At 68.2% G+C, this 18,977-nt stretch carries 20 protein-coding genes and 1 pseudogene; 11 read left to right on the top strand and 10 right to left on the bottom strand.

Going from position 1 to position 18,977, the window contains the following annotated elements:
- Positions 1 to 60: 60 nt before the first annotated feature.
- From P1Y20_RS05810 to P1Y20_RS05785, 6 genes are all read right to left on the bottom strand, one after another.
- Positions 61 to 1,299, bottom strand: a complete 1,239-nt coding sequence (locus P1Y20_RS05810) for a tripartite tricarboxylate transporter permease (RefSeq protein WP_304447715.1) — start codon at positions 1,297 to 1,299, stop codon at positions 61 to 63.
- A 137-nt stretch (positions 1,300 to 1,436) separates the two neighbouring features.
- Complete coding sequence (gene rpl12p, locus P1Y20_RS05805) at positions 1,437 to 1,778, bottom strand: 50S ribosomal protein P1 (protein ID WP_304447714.1); 342 nt, start codon at positions 1,776 to 1,778, stop codon at positions 1,437 to 1,439.
- A gap of 15 nt (positions 1,779 to 1,793) precedes the next feature.
- A complete protein-coding gene (locus P1Y20_RS05800) occupies positions 1,794 to 2,840 on the bottom strand; it encodes a 50S ribosomal protein L10 (RefSeq protein ID WP_304447713.1) in 1,047 nt (348 codons plus the stop codon).
- Entirely contained in the window at positions 2,841 to 3,479 is a 639-nt protein-coding gene (locus P1Y20_RS05795; RefSeq protein ID WP_304447712.1) for a 50S ribosomal protein L1, read from the bottom strand.
- Between the two features lie 177 nt (positions 3,480 to 3,656).
- Positions 3,657 to 4,145, bottom strand: a complete 489-nt coding sequence (locus P1Y20_RS05790) for a 50S ribosomal protein L11 (protein ID WP_304447711.1) — start codon at positions 4,143 to 4,145, stop codon at positions 3,657 to 3,659.
- A gap of 293 nt (positions 4,146 to 4,438) precedes the next feature.
- Positions 4,439 to 4,639, bottom strand: coding sequence for a VNG_1110C family protein (locus P1Y20_RS05785; protein ID WP_304447710.1), 201 nt, complete (start codon positions 4,637 to 4,639; stop codon positions 4,439 to 4,441).
- 83 nt (positions 4,640 to 4,722) lie between these two features.
- Here P1Y20_RS05785 and P1Y20_RS05780 point away from each other — a divergent pair, with 83 nt between their 5' ends.
- The 7 genes and pseudogenes from P1Y20_RS05780 (at position 4,723) to artA (ending at position 13,157) form a co-directional block, all read left to right on the top strand.
- Complete coding sequence (locus P1Y20_RS05780; RefSeq protein WP_304447709.1) at positions 4,723 to 5,835, top strand: OBG GTPase family GTP-binding protein; 1,113 nt, start codon at positions 4,723 to 4,725, stop codon at positions 5,833 to 5,835.
- Entirely contained in the window at positions 5,832 to 6,302 is a 471-nt protein-coding gene (locus P1Y20_RS05775) for a TIGR04206 family protein (RefSeq protein WP_304447708.1), read from the top strand. Before P1Y20_RS05780 ends, P1Y20_RS05775 begins: the two co-directional genes overlap by 4 nt.
- 12 nt (positions 6,303 to 6,314) lie before the next feature.
- Positions 6,315 to 7,088: a VOC family protein gene (locus P1Y20_RS05770; RefSeq protein WP_304447707.1), complete on the top strand. Its 774-nt coding sequence runs from the start codon at positions 6,315 to 6,317 to the stop codon at positions 7,086 to 7,088.
- A 307-nt stretch (positions 7,089 to 7,395) separates the two neighbouring features.
- A complete protein-coding gene (locus P1Y20_RS05765) occupies positions 7,396 to 9,063 on the top strand; it encodes a DUF7282 domain-containing protein (RefSeq protein ID WP_304447706.1) in 1,668 nt (555 codons plus the stop codon).
- Between the two features lie 536 nt (positions 9,064 to 9,599).
- Positions 9,600 to 9,695 (top strand): annotated as a pseudogene (locus P1Y20_RS18760) (surface glycoprotein); the annotation flags it as partial.
- Between the two features lie 18 nt (positions 9,696 to 9,713).
- The gene (locus P1Y20_RS05760; protein ID WP_304447705.1) at positions 9,714 to 11,882 is read left to right on the top strand and encodes a DUF7282 domain-containing protein; all 2,169 of its coding nucleotides are present in this window, start codon (positions 9,714 to 9,716) and stop codon (positions 11,880 to 11,882) included.
- Positions 11,883 to 12,023: 141 nt separating this feature from the next.
- Positions 12,024 to 13,157 (top strand): archaeosortase A, encoded by a 1,134-nt coding sequence (gene artA / locus P1Y20_RS05755; protein WP_304447704.1) that lies wholly within the window; start codon positions 12,024 to 12,026, stop codon positions 13,155 to 13,157.
- A gap of 3 nt (positions 13,158 to 13,160) precedes the next feature.
- Here the strand turns inward: artA and dph5 are convergent, their stop codons facing one another.
- Positions 13,161 to 13,940, bottom strand: a complete 780-nt coding sequence (dph5, locus tag P1Y20_RS05750; RefSeq protein ID WP_304447703.1) for a diphthine synthase — start codon at positions 13,938 to 13,940, stop codon at positions 13,161 to 13,163.
- 90 nt (positions 13,941 to 14,030) lie between these two features.
- On the opposite strand from dph5, the gene P1Y20_RS05745 reads away from it, so the two are divergent.
- Positions 14,031 to 15,047, top strand: a complete 1,017-nt coding sequence (locus tag P1Y20_RS05745; RefSeq protein WP_304447702.1) for an aldo/keto reductase — start codon at positions 14,031 to 14,033, stop codon at positions 15,045 to 15,047.
- 44 nt (positions 15,048 to 15,091) lie between these two features.
- Positions 15,092 to 16,060, top strand: coding sequence for a class I SAM-dependent methyltransferase (locus P1Y20_RS05740; protein WP_304447701.1), 969 nt, complete (start codon positions 15,092 to 15,094; stop codon positions 16,058 to 16,060).
- 1 nt (position 16,061) lies between these two features.
- Here the strand turns inward: P1Y20_RS05740 and P1Y20_RS05735 are convergent, their stop codons facing one another.
- The 3 genes from P1Y20_RS05735 to P1Y20_RS05725 all read right to left on the bottom strand — a co-directional run bounded on the left by P1Y20_RS05735 (position 16,062) and on the right by P1Y20_RS05725 (position 17,488).
- Positions 16,062 to 16,448 (bottom strand): hypothetical protein, encoded by a 387-nt coding sequence (locus tag P1Y20_RS05735; RefSeq protein ID WP_304447700.1) that lies wholly within the window; start codon positions 16,446 to 16,448, stop codon positions 16,062 to 16,064.
- Between the two features lies 1 nt (position 16,449).
- Positions 16,450 to 16,689 carry an amphi-Trp domain-containing protein gene (locus tag P1Y20_RS05730; RefSeq protein WP_304447699.1) on the bottom strand — a complete coding sequence of 80 codons (240 nt, stop codon included), beginning with the start codon at positions 16,687 to 16,689 and terminating at the stop codon, positions 16,450 to 16,452.
- 430 nt (positions 16,690 to 17,119) lie between these two features.
- On the bottom strand, positions 17,120 to 17,488 hold the full coding sequence (locus P1Y20_RS05725) for a hypothetical protein (RefSeq protein WP_304447698.1): 369 nt from the start codon (positions 17,486 to 17,488) through the stop codon (positions 17,120 to 17,122).
- 276 nt (positions 17,489 to 17,764) lie between these two features.
- Here P1Y20_RS05725 and P1Y20_RS05720 point away from each other — a divergent pair, with 276 nt between their 5' ends.
- Together P1Y20_RS05720 and P1Y20_RS05715 are read left to right on the top strand one after the other, a co-directional pair.
- Entirely contained in the window at positions 17,765 to 18,181 is a 417-nt protein-coding gene (locus P1Y20_RS05720) for a hypothetical protein (RefSeq protein WP_304447697.1), read from the top strand.
- Between the two features lie 58 nt (positions 18,182 to 18,239).
- Positions 18,240 to 18,881, top strand: a complete 642-nt coding sequence (locus P1Y20_RS05715; protein WP_304447696.1) for an SOUL family heme-binding protein — start codon at positions 18,240 to 18,242, stop codon at positions 18,879 to 18,881.
- Positions 18,882 to 18,977: the final 96 nt, after the last annotated feature.

The raw sequence follows: 18,977 nt of genomic DNA, 5'->3' as shown, positions 1-18,977 counted from the left end.
CCCTCGTCCGCGCCTCCGTCCGCATCCGTTGCTGGGGTCGTATCCGTACCGCACCCGTGCTCACCCGAGCGCGAGCGGCCCCATCAGCACGCCCATCAGGTGGGCGCGTCGTGCGCCGAGACGGACCGGAAGCAGACCGACGAGCGCGCTCACCGCGAACAGGACGACGCCCGCGCCGCCCGCGAACGCGAACGAGAGGGCGACCAGCATCGCGAGGACCGACACCGAGAGGCGGGTGCTGTCGACGCGCCCGACGAGTTCCAGGTACCGGTCGCCGAGGGTGACGACCAGCGCGAACCCCGCCGCCGCCGCGACGACGACGGCGACGAGCAGTCGCGGCAGGTCGAGCGGGACGCCCGCCCGGTCCATCGCCACGAGCACGCCCGTCCGGGGCTGCCCGAGCGCCACGAGCGCGAACAGTGCGAATACGGTATTGGCCGTGTTCACGCCGCTGGTGGCGACGATGAACCCCCGGCCGCCGTAGCGACCGGGGACCGCGAGGAGCGCGAGCGTGGCCGCGATGGCGCTCGACACGCCCGGCACGTAGCCGACAACCGCGCCGGCGACGGTGCCGACGGTTCCCAGTCCCCCGACGGCGCGCCGCGAGAGCGTCACCGTCGGGTCGGCCTGGGGTGGGACGCCCGCCCCGCCGACGGCGTCGATGAGGACGGGCGCGCCGAACAGCCCCGCGAACAGCGGCAGGAGGACGTCGCCCGCGCCGAACGGTCCCGCGACGGGGTAGTCGAGGGCGACCCAGCCGAGGGCGGCGCTCGTCGCGGCGGCGAGCGCCCCGCCGACCCGCCGTCGATGGCTCCGTTCCGTGAGCACGAGCAGGAGCGCCGCCCCGCCGAGGACCAGCGAGAGGTGCGCGCGAATCGTCGGGTAGAGCGCCGTCATGAGCCACGTCATCGGGACGGCGAGCGGGACGGCCACGACGACGGCGGCGGCGCTCCCGAACGCCGAGAGGCGGAGCGCCTCGCCGCCGCGCCCCTCGAGGACGAGCCGGTGACCGGGGAGCGCGCTCGCGGCCATCGCGGGGTCGGGGACGCCGAGCGCCAGCGCGGGCACCACGTCGAGGAAGGTGTGGACGACGCCGGCCGCGAGCATCGCGCAGCCGACGAGGACGGGCGGGCCGGGGAGCGTCGGCGCGAGCACCGCGAGCACGAGCGCCATGTTGTTCGCGTGGAGGCCGGGGAGGAGGCCGCTCGCCGTCCCGAGGGCGACGCCGCCGAGGACGAACGCGAGCGTCAGTCCCGCCGCTCGCGGCGCGACGAGCAGGTGACCGGCGTCGGGGACCATCGCGCCGGAGTGGTCCCGGCATCGTACCTAAAGGCTCGGACCCGGACGCCTCGTGGTCCGTCGCCGTGGCAGCCGCTCGTCGGCGTGATAAACGTGAGAAGGTCGGTGTGAAGCCGAGCGAGTCGGCGTGGACCGGGTCAGCCGAAGAGGGCGCCGAGGCCCTCGCCGCTGGCCTCGTCGTCCTCGTCGTCGTCGCCGTCGTCGGCGTCCGCCTCGGCCTCCTCGGCCTCGGCTTCTTCCTCGACTTCCTCGCTCTCGGCGTCGGCCGCGCCGCCCGCGGCGGCACCGCCCGCGGCGGGCACGGCGGCCGCCTGCTCGACGGCCTCCTCGATGTCGACGTCCTCGAGCGCGGCGACGAGCGCCTTCACGCGGGACTCCTCGACGTCCGCGCCGGCGGCTTCGAGGACCTCGGTGAGGTTGTCTTCGTTGATCTCTTCGTCCGTTTCGTTCAGGATGAGTGCTGCGTAGATGTACTCCATTGGTCTAGGGTCTCGTTATCCGAACATCGCGCCGAGCGCGTCGCCACCGTCGTCTCCGTCGTCGTCGTCGGTGTCGTCGGCCTCGGCGTCCTGGTCGTCAGTCGATTCCTCGGTGTCGTCGGGCTCCTCCTCGGTCCCGGCCGCCTCGTCGGCGGGCGCGGCGAGGTCGGCACCGCGCAGTTCCTCGGGGAGCGCCTCCTCGTCGTCGATGCGGGCCGCGAGCGCGCGCATCTGCGCGTCGGCCTTGGCGACGAGGTCGTCGGCGATGTCGGGGCTCTCGATGGCCGCGTACACGCCGAGGCTGCGGGCTTCCGTGCTCGCCTTCGCGAGCAGGAGGTCCGCGGTCCGCGCCGTCGGGTAGACGGCGTTGACCGACAGGTTGCGGCCCGCGGCGACGGCGGACTCGATGTCCGCGCGGTACTCGTCGACGTCGATGGCGAGTTCCTCGGGTTCGAAGAACACGCCCTCGGAGTAGACGCCGCGCAGGTCGAGGCCGACCTCCTTCGGCTCGATGCCGAGTTCGCTCAACACGTTGGCGAGCTGCTGGTCGACCTCACCGCCGGCCTCGAGGACCGTCGAGTCCTCGAGGACCTTGATGGAGCCGTCCTGGATGCGGGCGTTGGCGCCCACCTGCTGGAGTTCGCCGACGAACGGCCCGGGGTCGATGCCGGTGTCACCCTCGGGGATGACGATGTCGTTCGGGGCGACCTCCCCGGCGTTGATGGGCGCGGGGGTCTTCGACGCCTCGAGTTGCCGGTAGAGGCCGAAGGGGTTGTCGTTCGTCCCGATGACGCCGACCTGCCCCTCGATGTGCTCGACGAGCGTCTCGAGGCCGTCGTCGACCTCCTCCAGCGCGCGGACCATCAGCGTGTTCCGCGAGACGCGGAGTTCCGCGGTGCCGTACAGGTCGCGGCGCATCGCCTGGAGCTGTCGGCTCGGGATGCCCGCGATGTTGACGACGCCGACGCTCTCGTAGGACTCGAGGGTGTCGACGAGCGCGTCGACCTCCTCGCGCTTCCACTGCGGGATGACTTCGGTCTTGCGCTCGGACTCTGCGGACATTTAGGCCACCTCCACCGAGGGGCCCATCGTCGTCTTCACGTAGACGGAGTCGATGTTGAGCGGCCCCTTCTCCAGGTCCGCCTCCAACCGACGGATGATGACGTCGATGTTGTCGGCGATTTCGTCGGCCGTCATGTCTTCTGCGCCCACGCGGGCGTGGAAGGTCCGCCGGTCCCGGCTGCGAAGCTGCACCGTGTTCTTCATCCGGTTGACGACTTCGACGATGTCGTCGTCCGGCTGCAGCGGGGTCGGCATCTTCCCTCGCGGACCGAGGACGGTCCCGAGGTAGCGGCCGATGTCTTGCATCATGTTCGCCTGTGCGATGAAGAAGTCCGTCTCGCCAGCGAGGTCCTTCGCGGCGTCGGTATCATCACCCAGGTCTTCGAGGTCGTCGCCGTCGAACACTTCGTCGGCGACGTCCTGTGCTCGGATGGCTGTCTCACCCTCCGCGAACACGACGATACGAGTCTCCTGTCCGGTCCCGCTCGGAAGGACGATGCCTTCGTCGACACGGTTGGACGGGTCGTTGAGATCCAGATCGCGCAGGTTGACGGCGAGGTCGACCGACTCACGGAAATTCCGTGGCGGCGCCTCGTCTAGTGCGCGAGAGACTGCGTCTTCTATTGCCTGATCTGCCATTGTTCACCTCCGTAGTCCGCCATATGGCTACTACGGCGTGAAACAGGCGTGAACCTGCCTCGTCTCCATCTCACCGGCGTCGCGGACTTAAACACGTCGAAGTAGCGGGACGCCTCACCCTCGCGGGACGCTCGTCGGTCGTGAGAACGTCGGACCGCAGAGAACCCGTCAGACGGCTTACGCCGCCGCCTGCTCGCCGAACTGCTCGTCGAACTCGCCGTCCTCGACGCGCTGTTTGAACGTGCGCGCGTCCTCGCCCTCGACGGTGACGCCGAGCGAGGCGCAGGTGCCCGCGACCTCCTTCGAGGCGCCCTTGACGTCGTAGGCGAGCAGGTCGGGGAGCTTCTGCTCCGCGATCTTCATCAGCTGTTCGATGGAGATGTCGGCGACGAACTCCGCCTGGGGTCGGCCGCTGCCGGTCTCGAACCCGAGTTCGTCCTTGACGAGCGCCGCCGTCGGCGGCACACCGACGTCGATGTCGAACGAGCCGTCGTCGTCGTAGCTGACGGTGACGGGCACCTCCGTGCCGTCGAACGCCGCCGTCTGCTCGTTTATCTCGCTGACGACCGCCTGCACGTCCACGGGGGTCGGCCCCAGTTCGGGACCGAGCGGCGGGCCAGGGTTCGCCTGGCCGCCGGGGACGAGTACTTCGATAGTTCCGGCCATGTTCGCTATGACCGCCCACGCCGGTTTAAGAATTGTCTTATCGCCGCCCCGTGCGTCCCGGCGTCACACACCGTGAGCGGGCGTCGCGCTCGCCCTTGCTCGTCGGTCGAACGAGGGTGGTGGGGTCGCTGCCGATTCCCTCTGACTCGCGCACACGAAGCCACAGCAACCGATTCGTCGTACTCCACCGGACGGGGCGACGCCACCTCGACCGTCGGGTCGGGAGACCGCCGGGTCACGGGGGAAAAACGGACGGACAGGCTTCGAACGACGGGAACCGTGAGCGGGTGCGATTACGGGACGAACACGCCCTTGCGTGCGAGCCAGTCGCTCGCCTCCTTGATCTCGACGGGAGAGCCGATGATGCGCAGCGCGTCACCCTGCTCGTGGAGTGTGAGGGTGAAGTCGCGCTCGATGGTCCGCCGGAGACCGTCCAGCGCGCCGACGGGCAGGACGATCTGGGTGCTGTCGCGGAACCGCTCGGCGTCGCTCATCGCCCGAACGACTCGTGGGACCGGTATATAACTGCCGAAGCGCAAGACAAGCCTTTTCGGGTGCGACAGCGGAGCGTTGGGTAATGGGACTTGAGGAGGAGATAGCGGCAATCGAAGAGGAGATCGCCACCACTCCGTACAACAAGTCCACAGAGGCGCACATCGGCCGGCTGAAGTCGAAACTCGCGCAGAAGAAAGAGAAACTGGAGAACCGCTCCTCGGCCGGTGGCGGGGAGGGCTACGCCGTCGAGAAGACCGGCGACGCGACCGTCGCGCTCGTGGGCTTCCCGAGCGTCGGCAAGTCGACGCTACTCAACGCGCTCACCAACGCCGAGAGCGAGGTCGGCGAGTACGAGTTCACCACCCTCGACGTCAACCCCGGCATGCTCCAGTACAACGGGGCAAACATCCAGATACTCGACGTCCCCGGGCTCATCGAGGGGGCGGCCGGCGGACGCGGGGGCGGCCGGGAGGTGCTGTCGGTCGTCCGCACCGCCGACCTCGTGCTGTTCGTCCTCTCCGTGTTCGAAATCGAGCAGTACGACCGCCTGCGCGAGGAACTGTACGCGAACAAGATACGCCTCGACAGTCGCCCCCCGAACGTCAGCGTCTCGAAGAAACACAAGGGCGGCATCAAGGTGACGACGCCCGGCGACGTCGGCCTCGACGAGGAGACCATCAAGGGCGTCCTCCGCGAGTACGACTACATCAACGCCGACGCGACGGTCCGCGAGCAGTTGACTATCGACCGCCTCGTCGACGCGCTGATGGCCAACCGCGTCTACCTCCCCTCGCTCGTCGCAGTCAACAAGGCGGACCTCATCGACCGCGACTACCTCGAGACGGTCCACGAGGACCTCAGAGAGCGGGACATCGACCCCGAGGAGGCGGTCTTCATCAGCGCCGAGGACGGACGCGGGCTGGACTCGCTGCGCGAGTCCATCTGGGAGTCGCTCGGTCTCATCCGGGTGTACATGGACAAACCGGGCCGCGGCGTCGACTACGAGGAACCGCTCGTGCTCCGCGAGGGCGAGAACACCATCGACGACGCCCTCTCGAAACTCGGCGGCGACCTCGACTCGCGCTTCCGGTTCGCGCGCGTCTCCGGCCCGAGCGCGAAACACGACGAACAGCAGGTCGGTCGCGAGCACGAACTGGCGGACGAGGACGTCCTCAGGCTCATCGTGCGTCGATGACCGCCTCCCCGTCGGCGCCCGCCTCGCCCGTGCGACGGCTCCTCGTCCTCCTCGCCCTCGGCGTCGTGCCGTGGACGGTCGTCCTCGTCGCGGGCGAGGCGACGCTCGTCTTCCCGTTCGGTCTCGTCAACACCGCGCCGCTCCACCTGACGACGCTCCCCGACTTCCTGACGTTCACGGGTGGCGGCGTCCCGACGTTCCTCCAGTCGTGGGTCGTCGGCGCGGTGCTCTACTGCTGCGCGCTCGCGAGCGCCGCCGTCGGAACGGTCTGGCGCGAGGACCCCCGGCTGACCGGCGGCCTCCTCGCGCTCGCGGCCGTGACCCAGTTCCCGCTCGTCCTCGGGTTCGCTCAGCGACTGGGGTACACGGCCCTCCCCGTCGGGACGCTCCTGTTGCTGCTCGCGGCGTGGTGGCTCTATTGGCCGGCGGTCCGCGGGTACAAAACGATTAGTGACTCCCCGGAGTAGGTCCGGTCGCTCATGGACGCAACCGTCGACCACACGATGATGCGCGTCGAGGACCTCGACGCGTCGCTCGACTGGTACACGACCCACTTCGACTACGAGGAGAAAGCCCGCATGGAGATGGACACGTTCACGAACGTCTATCTCGGGCCCGAGGACGTACACGAGGAGGGGGCGGTCCTCGAACTCACCTACAACCACGACGACCGGACCTACGAGATGGGTGACGCGTGGGGCCACATCGCCGTCCGCGTCGACGACGTCTACGACGCCTACGAGGAACTGATGGACGCGGGCGTCGAGGACTACCGCGACCCAGACTCCTGTGGGGGCCGCTACGCCTTCGTCACCGACCCCGACGGTCACGAGATAGAGATCGTCCAGCGCGACCACGGTGCGCGCTGGAGCATCGACCACACGATGGTCCGCGTCGAGGACGCCGACGCCGCGATCGGCTGGTACGTACGGACACTCGGCTTCGACCTCGTCCGACGCGAGGAGATGGACGACTTCGCGCTCTACTTCGTGAAGCCGGAAGGCGCAGCCGAGGAGGCGATGTCCATCGAACTCACCTACAACTACGACGGTCGCTCCTACGACTTCGGCGACGCGTGGGGCCACTTCGCCCTCATGGTCGACGACCTGGAGGACGCCTGGGAGACGCTCACGGCCCGGCACGCCGAGGACTACCGCGACCCCGAGTCCTGCGACTACGTCTACGCGTTCACCCGGACGAACGACGGCCACGAAGTCGAGGTCCTCGACTCCTGGCCGGACGCCGCCGAGTGACGCCCGCCGCCCGACGGGTGTTAATAGCTCACTAACCTGTCGTCCCCGTTCCCCGACACGAAGTTACCCACCGCTGAACCTGTTCTGCACGTCGGGACAATCCGCTAACAAGACGTTACATGACTATTACTTATACCGCTGGCGGGCACCATAGCAATCGAAGCCGGTGACAGTATACACGATACTACATTCATACAAACCGAAATGTTCTCGGTTCTGTGGGGTGTAGTGACGCTGCACCGAGGTACATCCAACAACCATGGCAATCACATCGAACCGGATTCGTAGCCTGTTTCTGGCCACGCTTATGGTCCTCTCCGTAACCGTCGGGTCCGTCAGTCTGGTCGGCTCCGCTACGGGTTCGACCCTCCAGCAGCAAGGCGAAGAGAACGAGACCGCGACCGTCGTCGGTTTCGAGGCAAACAACTACAACGCGTCGCGCGGTGACATCGCCGAGATAAACGTCGAACTCCCCGGCGTCAGCACCGCCTACGTCACCATCAACTCCGACGAGACGAACTACAACCCGACGCTGCGCGTCAGCGACGGGAACCTAGACGGACAGGTGACGGTGCTGCTCAACACCTACGCGACGCCCCAGGGGCCCGGACCGAGCTTCGGCGTCGGCAACAACGCCGACACCGTGGAGTACGTCGGCGGGAACGCGAACACCACCGAACCGCTCCCGACCGGCCAGTACGACCTGGCGGTCAGACCGGACGAAGGGGGTGATGTCGCCGACACGGCGAACTTCGAACTGACCTACGGTGGACCCACCTCCTTCGGTACGCTCACCGCCTCGGGTCAGTACAACCTGAGCGACTTCAACACGCGCGACGAGGTGTACAACCGCTCGTCCGCGACCAGCAGCATCGCTCAGGGCGACCTGGTCGTCCACCGGCTCGGCGGCTCCGGCATCACGGGCGCCATCATCGCCAACCAGGGGGAGGGTGAGTCACTCGAGAAGGCGTTCCTCGACTTCCTGAACGCCCGTCAGGGGAACGACGACGTGGCCCTCCTGACAGTCTCGCGGGCGCGCACGGGCGAGACGCTCCCCCTGACGGAGGACAACTTCAAGCTGGTGGTGAGTTCGACCCGCAGCGTCGTGTTCATCATCATCGACACGGACGACCTCCAGTTGAACAACCAGTACAACGTCCGGTTCGCCGTGTCGAGCGCCAGTGGCATCGTCGACCGGACCGCCGGCGTGTCGACGTCGTTCCGCGTCGTCCCCCGGACGGCCGAGTTCAACACCGAGATGGAGAACGGCCAGGAGACCGCCATCACCTACGCCGACCCCGGCGCGAGCCTCAGTGGCTCGACCACCGTCGCACCGGGGTCGGAACTCCGGGTGACAGCCGACGACGTCGACCTCGACGAGACGGTCACCGTCGACGAGGACCGTAACTGGGGGACGACCTTCGACCTCACCGGCGTCGAGGCCGGGTCCGAGTTCACCGCGACCGTCAGCGGCTCCGGCGTCGAAGAGACGAGCGTCCCCGCCCTCGTCAGGGAGGGACGACGCGCCTCCATCGACTTCAGCGACCAGTCCTCCGACGGACAGAACGTAACCGTCGACGAGGTGAACCTCTCGACCGGCGGCTACGTCGTCATCCACGACGAGACGTACCAGAACGGCGAGGAGATTTCGAGCGTCCGGGGCGTCTCCGAGTACCTCCGGCCCGGCGTCCACGAGGACGTCGAGATCAGCCTCGAACGGCCCTTCGAGCAGGGCGGCGACATCACCGCGATGGCGCACCTCGACACGAACGAGAACCAGGAGTTCGACTACGTCTCGAGCGAGGGCGAACAGGACACGCCCTACGTCGTCGACGACAACCCCGTCTCCAGTGGCGCGACACTGTCCGTCGACGGCTCCGGCGGCGGGAGCGACGAGTTCGGCCCCGGCTTCGGCGCCGTCGCCGCCATCGTCGCGCTCCTCGCCGGCGGCCTCATCGCACTCCGGCGCGACTGACCCGCGTATCGACCGACGACCTCCCTTTCTCTCGGCTTCACGCGCGAAGCAGTAGCGTCTCACCGACTCACACGCCGACCGCGAGTCGGCGCGTTCGGACCTCCCGGGAGCCGCGTAAGCACTCGTTTACACGCTCCGAGACGGTGTACGAAACTCGACACACCCTCCCCGGTTCCCCCCTACGCGGTCTGCCACCGCGGCCGGGGGACCAGTCCCGACCGAGCGGTTCGGTCCTCACGCTTGGGTCGGGGGAAATCCGGGCTTACGGCGCGGAACGTCAGTCCTACGTCAGACGGCCGACATCCGCTCGGCGGTCGTTCGCCCCGCAACGACACAAAGGCTATAGGTCTTGATTTCGGGAGTGTGAGGCCTTGTCATCGCGTTTGACTCACCAGAAAGCATTTATAACAATGAGTGTTGGTTCTGCCTGTACCCCTGCCCATGATGACAGTATTCCATTCCGACCACTCTCGCGGTCATGATACCGGGCCGCTCGGTCGGGTGGCGATACTGCCATCGATGGTAGACACACAACCATGACAGGTACACACAACAAGGTTCGCAGCCTGTTCCTGGCAAGCCTGATGGTCCTCTCCGTATTCGTGGGGTCCATCGCGTTCGCTGGAGCAGCGTCTGCGGCTAACGACAACATGAGCGACGGAGTAGTCTTCGTCGGTCAGGACGCCGTCTACGCGGCTGGCTCCGGTGCCAGCGGCGACGGCTTCACCCTCTTCACCGGCGACGGTGACTTCGAGGGTGAGTACGAAGCAGACAGTGAAGGCGACGTCATCATCGACACCGATGACTTCGAGACCGGGCAGTACGAACTGCGCGGTAACGGCGACACCATCGAGTTCTCGCTCCTCGAGCAGGACCTGAGCGCCGACTTCGAGGAGAACGACGGCGGTGACACTCACCTCGTTCTCGACTCGAAGCGCAGCGACTACGACGTGACCATCTCGTCGTCGGACGCCGACGTTCAGGACGTCTTCAAGAACGACGCAGACGCGACCAACGTCAGCGATGACGAGGTCGAGTACTCCGTCGACGGTCGAACCGGCGAGATTCTCGTCAACACGACCGAGCTCGAGAACGGTGACGAACTGACCATCGAGGTCGACGACACCGACGCGAGCGCGACGGCCACCTACGAACCCGACGCCGAGACCGACGACGACGCGAACTTCAACGAGTCCGTCGTCGTGCAGGAACGCGGCGACGTCGCTGAAATCGTCGTGGACTTCGAAGGCAACGCTGACTCCGCCAACCTCACCATCGGTGACGAGGAGGATGTCAGCTACGAAGAGACGGTCACTGTTCGAGACGAGGATGACGACGGCCAGGTCACCCTCGAGTTCAACACCTACGACCGCTCGTTCAACGCTGGTGACGACTGGGTCAACACGTCCGGCGGCGGCGACGACGTGCTCGACGCAGCCGACTACGACCTCTCGGTCGGATTCGGTGACGACAGCGGTGTCGAGGAGACCGACGTCGGCACGCTCGTCCTGCGCAGCGCGTCCGTCGACTCCTTCGACGCCATGACCGCCTCGGGTGACGCGAACCTGGACGGCGCTGACTTCGAGGAAGTCGAGGACGCCTCGCTCAGCGACGACAGCATCACGTACAACGCCGAAGACGACAAGTCGGACTACCTCGTCTTCCAGCTGGATGCGACGGGCATCCACGGCTCGTACGACACGGACAAGCTGTTCAACGGTGACGCGAACATCACCATCGAGCAGACGAACCCCGGCGCGAACCAGAACGCGAAGACTATCGACGCCAACGACGGCCACATCGTCACGGACGACGAGGGCCGCATGTACTTCGTCATCGACCCGACGGACACGACCGCCGAGCCCGGCGACGAGTACAACGCGACGTTCATGCTCGATGGCGACGGTGCCCTCACGGACGAGGACATGTCCATCAGCACGGACTTCTCCATCGAGGAGGGGACGCTCGACGTCGACACCCAGGAAGTCGACGACGAGGACACGGTCGTCGTCAACGCTGAGGACGACGCCTCCATCACCGGCGAGACGAACCTCGCGCCCGGTGTCGAGGTCGACGTCACGGTGAAGGCGACGGGCGACAACCCGTTCCTGCTCTCGGAGACGGCGACGGTCGGCGAGGACGGTACCTTCGCCGCTGAGTTCGACATGTCGGACATCTCCGCTGACACCGAGTTCGAAGTCTCCGTCCGCGGTCAGGGCGTTGCGAGCGGCCTCGGCACCACCGGCCTCGCCGGTGTCGTCCAGCCCGCAGAGACCGCCTCGGTCAGCATCTCGGACCAGGAGGGCGACGGTGAGACCGTCACGGTCGACTCGGTCGACCTCCCCGACGGTGGCTTCGCAGTCATCCACAACGCTGACGGCGACGTCATCGGCGCGTCCGACTACCTCGACGCCGGCACCCACTCCAACGTTGAAGTGACCCTCGACGAACCGCTCGAGGAGTCCGCGAGCGTCACCGCGATGGCGCACGAGGACACGAACGACAACGAGGAGTACGACTTCGGTAGCTCCGACGGCGCCGAGGACACGCCGTACACCGACGACGGTGACGCCGTCACCGCCGACGCCACTGTCACGCTCGCCGACGACGGCGACGACGATGACGACAACGGTACCGACGGCGACAACGGCACCGACGGTGACGACGCCGACGGTAACGAGACCGACGGCAACGAAACCGACGACAGCGACGACGATGACGACGACGACTCCACGGACAACGAAGGTCCCGGCTTCGGCGTCATCGCCGCGCTCATCGCGCTCATCGGCGCCGCGCTCCTCGCGCACCGCCGCGACTAACTGAACCGTAACTGACCACCGGACTCCGGTCCGGCCCGTTTCATTTCTTCGAACGCTACGCCCGCGAGCGACAGCGCTCGGCGGTCGGGCACGTTACGACCGACGACAAGACCTATACCCGGTTCTCGCCCATCGGTTGGTATGTTCGGTCCGTTGCTCTCCGCGCTGGAGTGGGCCCACCGTTTCGCGGACCCGCTGGCGTGGCTCGTCGTCGCGGCGTTCCTCGGCGGCGCCCTCCTCGAGGCCGCCGACCGCGACGCCCGCCTCCGACCGCTCCCGCTCGCCTACGTCGGCCTGCTGGCCGCGACGACGGCGGCCGTCGTCGCGTTCGACTGGAGCGCGTTCCTCACACCCGCGCTGCTGTCGCTCCTCGCGGTCGGCGGCGCGACCCTCGCGTGGACCCGCGGGGCCGACGGCGCGCGCTACCTCTCGGTCGGCGCGTGGGTGCTCTTCGGGGTGTTCTGGCTGACGCTCGTCCACCACTTCGCCGTCACCCAGCGCAGTATCGTCGAGGGTATCGGTGCCGTCGTGGCCGTCCCCGGCAGCCTCTACGCGGGCTACCTCCTCGCGAACGGGCGCGACTCGCTGTTCGTCCTCTCGCGGGCGGTGGCCGCGATGGGGCTCGTCGTCCTCCCCGTGGAGTCGCTGTTCGTCGTCCGGGCGTTCCTCATCGAGACGGTCACCGCCCAGACGGCGTTCCTGATGGAGTTGCTCGGCCAGACCCAGCCCGCCGACTTCACCGTCGAGAGCGGCACCGTCGTCGGCCGCGAGGACCTCCAGAGCACGTTCGTCTTCTGGGACGGCGACCACCGCATCACCTACACCATCCTGCTCGCGTGCACGGGCGTCGGGAGCATGAGCATCTTCGTCGGCGCCATCGCGGCCGTCCGGGCACCCCTCTCGCGGAAGTTCAAGGCCTTCGCCGTCTCCATCCCCGTCATCTACGCGCTGAACCTCGTGCGCAACGTCTTCATCTCCCTCACGTTCGGCCAGCAGCGCCTGCACGTCTTCCCGGACCTCGTCCTCTCGCTGTTCGCCGCCGAGGACCCCTATCGGGTGTCGTACTTCGTCGCCGACCGCATCCTCGCCCAGAGCCTCTCGGTCGTCGCCCTCGTCGCCATCACCTACCTCGTCGTCCGGGAACTCCCGGAGGTGTTCGTCATCATCGAGGACGCGCTGTTCATGCTCACCGGCAAGGAGTACGAACTGGCCGACTCGTTCGACGACGACGACCGCCGTCGTCGTCCCCCACGCGGCGTCACCAACGACGACTGACTCTCAGACGGTCCGTTCCTCCACCGCGTCGGCGGGCGCGCCCGCGAGTTCCGAGAGCGCCTCCGCCTCGAGCAGGTGGAGGTCGCCCGGCAGGACGAGCAGGTGGAGCGGGTCGCCGAACGCCCGGTCCGCGAGCGCGGCGAGTCGGTCGGCGCGAACCAGCGGGTCGGGACTCCCCGCCCGACAGACGGCGACGGCGAGCGCGTCGGGCAGGTCCTCGGCGAGGAGATTCGCGGCGACGTCCGCGGTCATGTACTCCCCGCGTTCCTGCTTGATGTCGAGGTAGACGAGGGTGTGCAGACCGCGCTCGCGGTTGTCGGCGACGGTGTCGAGGACGCTCCCCGGGACGCCGTCGGCGCCGTGGGCGTAGGGGAAGGGGAGCGTCGTCGCCTTCCCGAAGCGGTAGTTCTGGAGGCCGGTGAGCGAGGCGGCGGCGGCCTCGGCGGTCGTCCCGTGAATCACGCGCGTCTCGACACCGCGCTCTGCGGCGCGCAGGCGGAGGTCGACGTGCGTCGTCGATATCATCGTGTCGCCGGCGGTGAGGAAGACGGCGTCACCTGCCTCGGCGGCGTCGAGGACGGGGTCGGGGTCCCGCTCGACGCCCGTGCGGTCGCGCACCTCCACGTCGACGCCGTGGTACGCCTCGACGGCCTCGACGGTGGTCCCCATGAGTCGGCTGGTGTAGAACTCGGCGAAGACGCGGTCGGCGTCGCGGAGCGCGTCGCGCCCCTCGACGGTTATCGAGCGCTCGTCCCAGAGGCCGAGTCCGACGAACGTGAGCATACCCGCCCTCGCCGCGCGGGCGGGTTAAGCCTCCCGAGACGCGTCCCGCCGACCCAGAACGGCTTAACCCCCGCCGGGCGTGCCCCGGGTATGGACTACGTTCCCCTCGGCTCGACCGGGACGAAGGTGTCGGAACTCTGTTTCGGGACGTGGCGCTTCGGCCGGCGCACGGGCGACGTCCTCGAGACGGACCGCGAGGAGGCCCACGCGCTGCTCGACGCGGCGTGGGACGCGGGTATCAACTTCATCGACACGGCCAACGTCTACGGCGACCCGAACGGTACGAGCGAGGCGTACATCGGCGACTGGCTCGACGACCACGACCGCGAGCAGTTCGTCCTCGCCTCGAAGGTGTACTTCCCGTTCGACGAGGACGACCCGAACGGGCGGGGTCTCGGTCGCAAGCACATCCGCGCGCAGGTCGAGGGGACCCTCGACCGCCTCGGCACCGACTACCTCGACGTCTACTACATCCACCGCTGGGACGACGAGGTCCCCATCGAGGAGACGCTCGGGGCGCTCACCGACCTCGTCCGCGAGGGGCGGGTGAACCACCTCGGTGCGAGCACGATGGCCGCCTGGGAACTGACGAAGGCGCTCTGGACGTCCGACGTCGAGGGGTACGAGCCGTTCGAGGTCACCCAGCCGCTCTTCCACGCGGCCTACCGCGACGACGTGGCCGACTACCTCGACGTCTGTGCCGACCAGGACCTCGCGGTGTGTCCCTACTCGCCGCTCGCGGGCGGTTTCCTCACCGGGAAGTACGAGCGCGCCGACCCGGACGACCCGAACGCGGTGGAGGCGCCCGACGGGTCGCGCGCGAGCTTCGACGAGCGCTTCTCGGGGTTCTACGTCTCCGAGCGCGGCTGGCACGTCCTCGACGCGATTCGCGCGGTGGCCGACGAGGCCGACGCCACCCCCGCACAGGTCGCGCTGCGCTGGCTGATGGACCAGGAGGCGTTCACCTGCGTCCCCATCGTCGGCGCGCGGACCGAAGAGCAGTTGCGGGAGAACGTCGGCGCCGCCGACCTCTCGCTCACCGCCGAGGGGCGCGAGCGTATCGACGACGCCCGCTACGAGGAGGGCGAGCGCCGCTGGGGACACTGAGCCGGGAACGAAGCCGGTAAGCGCCTCGACCGGGTGGGTCGGACATGGACGTCCCGTGCGTGCGCGTTCGGCCGCAGGCGGGCGAGGAGACCCGACAGGCGCTCGCTGCGCGGGACCTCCTGGCCGACGACTACGAGATAACCGTCGAGGACGGCTGGCTCTACATCCCCGTGACCGACCGAGTCGAGGGGTACGACGTCGTCGCCCACGACGCCCCCTCGCGGGCGGGCCAGACGCTCCCGGGCGACCTGCTCGGGTTCGAACCGAGCTACGAGCGCCTCGGCGACATCGCCATCGTCGAGGAGGACGACCTCGAGCGCGCCCGGGCGATTGCCGACGCGCTCGTGGACTCGGACCTCCCCATCGAGAGCGTCCTGAACCGGGCGTCGAAGATAAAGGGCGACCTGCGGGTCCGCGACTGGGACGTGCTCGCGGGGTCGACGCGCACCGTCCACCGCGAGTACGGCGCCGAGTTCGAACTCGACCTCGCGCAGGTCTACTTCTCGCCGCGGCTGGCGACCGAGCGCCACCGCGTCGTCTCGCAGGTCGAAGCGGGGGAGCGCGCGTTCGACATGTTCGCCGGTGTCGGCCCGTTCGCGATACCGATGGCGCTCCGCGGCGCGACGGTCGTGGGGGCGGACCTCAACGAGGCGGCCGTCGAGTTCCTCGAACGGAACGCGGCGCGAAACGGGGTCGAAGCACGCGTCACGGCTATCCCCGGCGACGTGCGCGACGTGGAGGGGTACGACGACTGGGCCGACCGCCTCGTGATGAACCTGCCCCACAGCGCCGACGCGTTCCTCGACACGGCCGTCCGACTCGCGGGCGAGGACTGCACGCTCCACTACTACGACATCCAGCACGAGGACGACCCGTTCGGCCCGGGCGAGCGAGCGATTCGCGCGGCGGCCGAACCCGACTACGAGGTGCGCGTCGAGACCCGCCGCCGGGTCCGGTCGTACGCCCCCCACGAACTCAACGTCTGCCTCGACGTCCGCCTGCGCCGGCGCTAGCTCACTCGGGGACGCCGAACGCCTCCAGGCCGAGGCCGAAGAACGTCCCGACGAGCCAGATGACCACCGCCGCCGCGATGACGGCGATGACGCCGACGGCCGCGGCCGTGCCCCAGCCGCCGGGGTAGCGCCAGTTGATGACGCCGATCCACGCGACGACCGCGAGGAGCGGCCCGAGTAGCGGAATCCACCCGACGAAGAAGCTCACCAGCGCCCAGACGACCGCACCGACGAGCGCCGTGAAGACCGCCCGGCCGAAGCCGACGTCGCGGTCGATGATGAGGCGCGCGCCGATGTGGATGCTCAGCGCGCCGACCAGCAGGCTGACGAGGAACGCGAGCACCGAACTGGTGATACCCGAGGTACTCTGGAGGAGTATCCCCGTCACGTCACGGCCTCCACTTCAGTTCCAGGTCCAGTTTCTGGCGGTTCTTCCGGAGCATCGCGTCGCGCTCGGTGACGGTCACGTCGACGTTGACCTTGTCGCTCGGCTGGACCGTCACCTGCTTGTTCCCCAGATCGATGGTCGCGTCCTCCTCCCCGCTCGCGAACTCGTCGGCGATGGCGTGGAGGTACGCAGCGACCTCCTCGCGCGTCATCGTCGAGTCGTACGATGTCTTGCTCGTCATGACTGATGTGCCCTTCCGGCTACGACACGACGAGTTATCAAACTATCCGCGTTCGCACCCGTTTTCGTACAGAATCGCTGATATTACTCGGGGGAACGGCCCGTGTCACGTCCTCTCGATGTTTCGTTCCGGGACGGACGGCTGAACTCAACGAGTCGTTTCAGTAAGTTGTAGTGTCAGAATTGCTATCCCGTTAGACGTTTCAATACGTCGTGTGTTCCTCCACGAAGCGGTCGACGAGGGACGTACCACGACCTCGCAGTGGGGGACCTCGACGGCGACGGCGAGGACGAGTTCGTCGTGAGCGAGGGGGACTCCCCGACCAACGGGCGACACCCGGGGTACGTCGCGTGGTTCGACGGCCCCGACTGGACCCCTCATCTCGTCGCGGACGACCCGTTCTGCCCACACGGCCTCCAGCTCGACCACCTCACAGCGTCCGGAGCACGCCGTGACGACACTTCGGGCAGTCGCGCGACCCATCCGGGCCGAACCGGTGGAGGACGATACCGCAGGAGTCACAGGTCGTGAGCGACGGGTGGTCGCCGGCCGCGACCTGCGCCCCTCCTGCCGGCGGCCGCTCCCCCAGTGCGCGTTCCAGGCGGCCGACGCGCCGTCGTAGTCGGCGGACTTCCTCGTGAAGGTCCTCGCTCGTCTCGTCGCGGTCGGTCGTCCGGGCCGCGTGGCGCCGCGCGAGATACGCCTGTGACCCGCCGCTCCCGACGACGGCCACGTCCTCTCCGGCCTCCTCACCCCCCGAGCACGTCTTGATGTGCCGTAACAGTTTCTCGCTGTCCATCGTAACGCCACATTTGTGACACGTTAGGTTTGTCATCCACCCACACCCTGTTACGGTCCATGGCGACGGAGGGGTATATGCCGAGTGCTTGCTACGGCGCATACTAACACATAGCGTACATTTCGAACTCGTCGGAGGGGGTCGTCGCCGTCCCATCACGCGTCAAAAGTACGACCCATCCGTCGACGTCGCGCGACCCGTGGCCGGTCGCGAGGGACGTTCTCCCGTGGCGACGTGCGACAACCGTTTGCCTCCCGCCCGCGTCTCCCCGCCGTCATGCTCGCACGCCTCTTCGGAACGGTCGGTGCCCTCTCCCTCGCGCTGCCGCGGTGGGTCCTCGAACGGTGGTTCGAGTTCTGGCTCCAGCGGGTGTTCGTCGATTCGACGGGGTGTTCGGTGCGCCCGCGGGCGTTTCGAGTCGCACGCGCCGGCGGGAGCCTCGCGGTCACCGTGGGGTTCGAGCGACGCGGGCGACTCCCCGCGGCGCTCCTGGTCGGACTGCTCGGCGTCGTCGAACTCCTGGCGCCCGGCACGACGGCGAAGTGCGGCGTCCGACTCCTCTTCGAGACGCCCGAGGACGCCGAGGTGCGCGAGTGGGTCCGGCCGGCGGTTCGCGCGAAAGGGGGACTGCTCCTCCTGTTCGCGCGGAGCGGCCTCCGCCGGAAGCGTTCCCGCGAGACGAGCACCGACTAGGGGCGTCAGTCCCCGCGGCCGACACCCTGGTTATAGCTCTCCGGAGCGTACCCGTCCCATGGTTCGTCCGTCAGCCATCGCCGTCGGCGCGGTCGGTGGCCTCGTCGCCGCCGTCGGCACCTGGAACCGCTACCAGCGAGTCACGACCGAGGAGGTACCGTACACGGTCGTCGACCGTATCGACGACGTCGAACTCCGGCGGTACCCCCCGGCGGTCCTGGCGCAGACGGTGGCGCCCTCTGAGAACGCCGCGTTCAGGCGGCTGTTCCGGTACATCGACGGGGCGAACGAGGCGTCGACGGACCTCGCCATGACCGCGCCCGTGAACGTCGAGGGCCGCGGCGAGTCGATACCGATGACCGCTCCCGTCGAGGCGGAACGGGACGACGAGGGGGTCCGGATGGCGTTCTTCCTCCCGAGCGAGTACGACGCCGACTCCGCGCCACGACCCACCGACGACGCGGTTGACCTCGTACCGGTCCCCGAGCGGACCCTCGCCGTGCGGCGGTTCTCGTGGCGACCGACCGACCGCCGGGTCGCCCGCGAGACCGACCGCCTGCTCGCGACGCTGGCCGGCGCCGACCGCGACCCGGTGGCCGAGCCGTTCTTCATGGGGTACGACGCGCCGTGGACGCTTCCCTTCCTCCGGCGCAACGAGGTGACCGTCGAGGTCGAGGGCGAGGCGGTCGCCACCGAGTGAACGCGCCCACCTGCTCACCGAACGGTCACCGCCGGTCGGTGTTCTCCGCCCCCTGTCGGTCTCCCGCATCGTGGACTAGAGGGAAACGTGTCTGGA

The organism is Halomarina ordinaria (assembly GCF_030553305.1).
Classification (GTDB): Archaea; Halobacteriota; Halobacteria; order Halobacteriales; family Haloarculaceae; genus Halomarina; species Halomarina ordinaria.
Note: the sequence above shows the minus strand (reverse complement) of the source record. Positions and strands in the feature narration are given on the sequence as shown.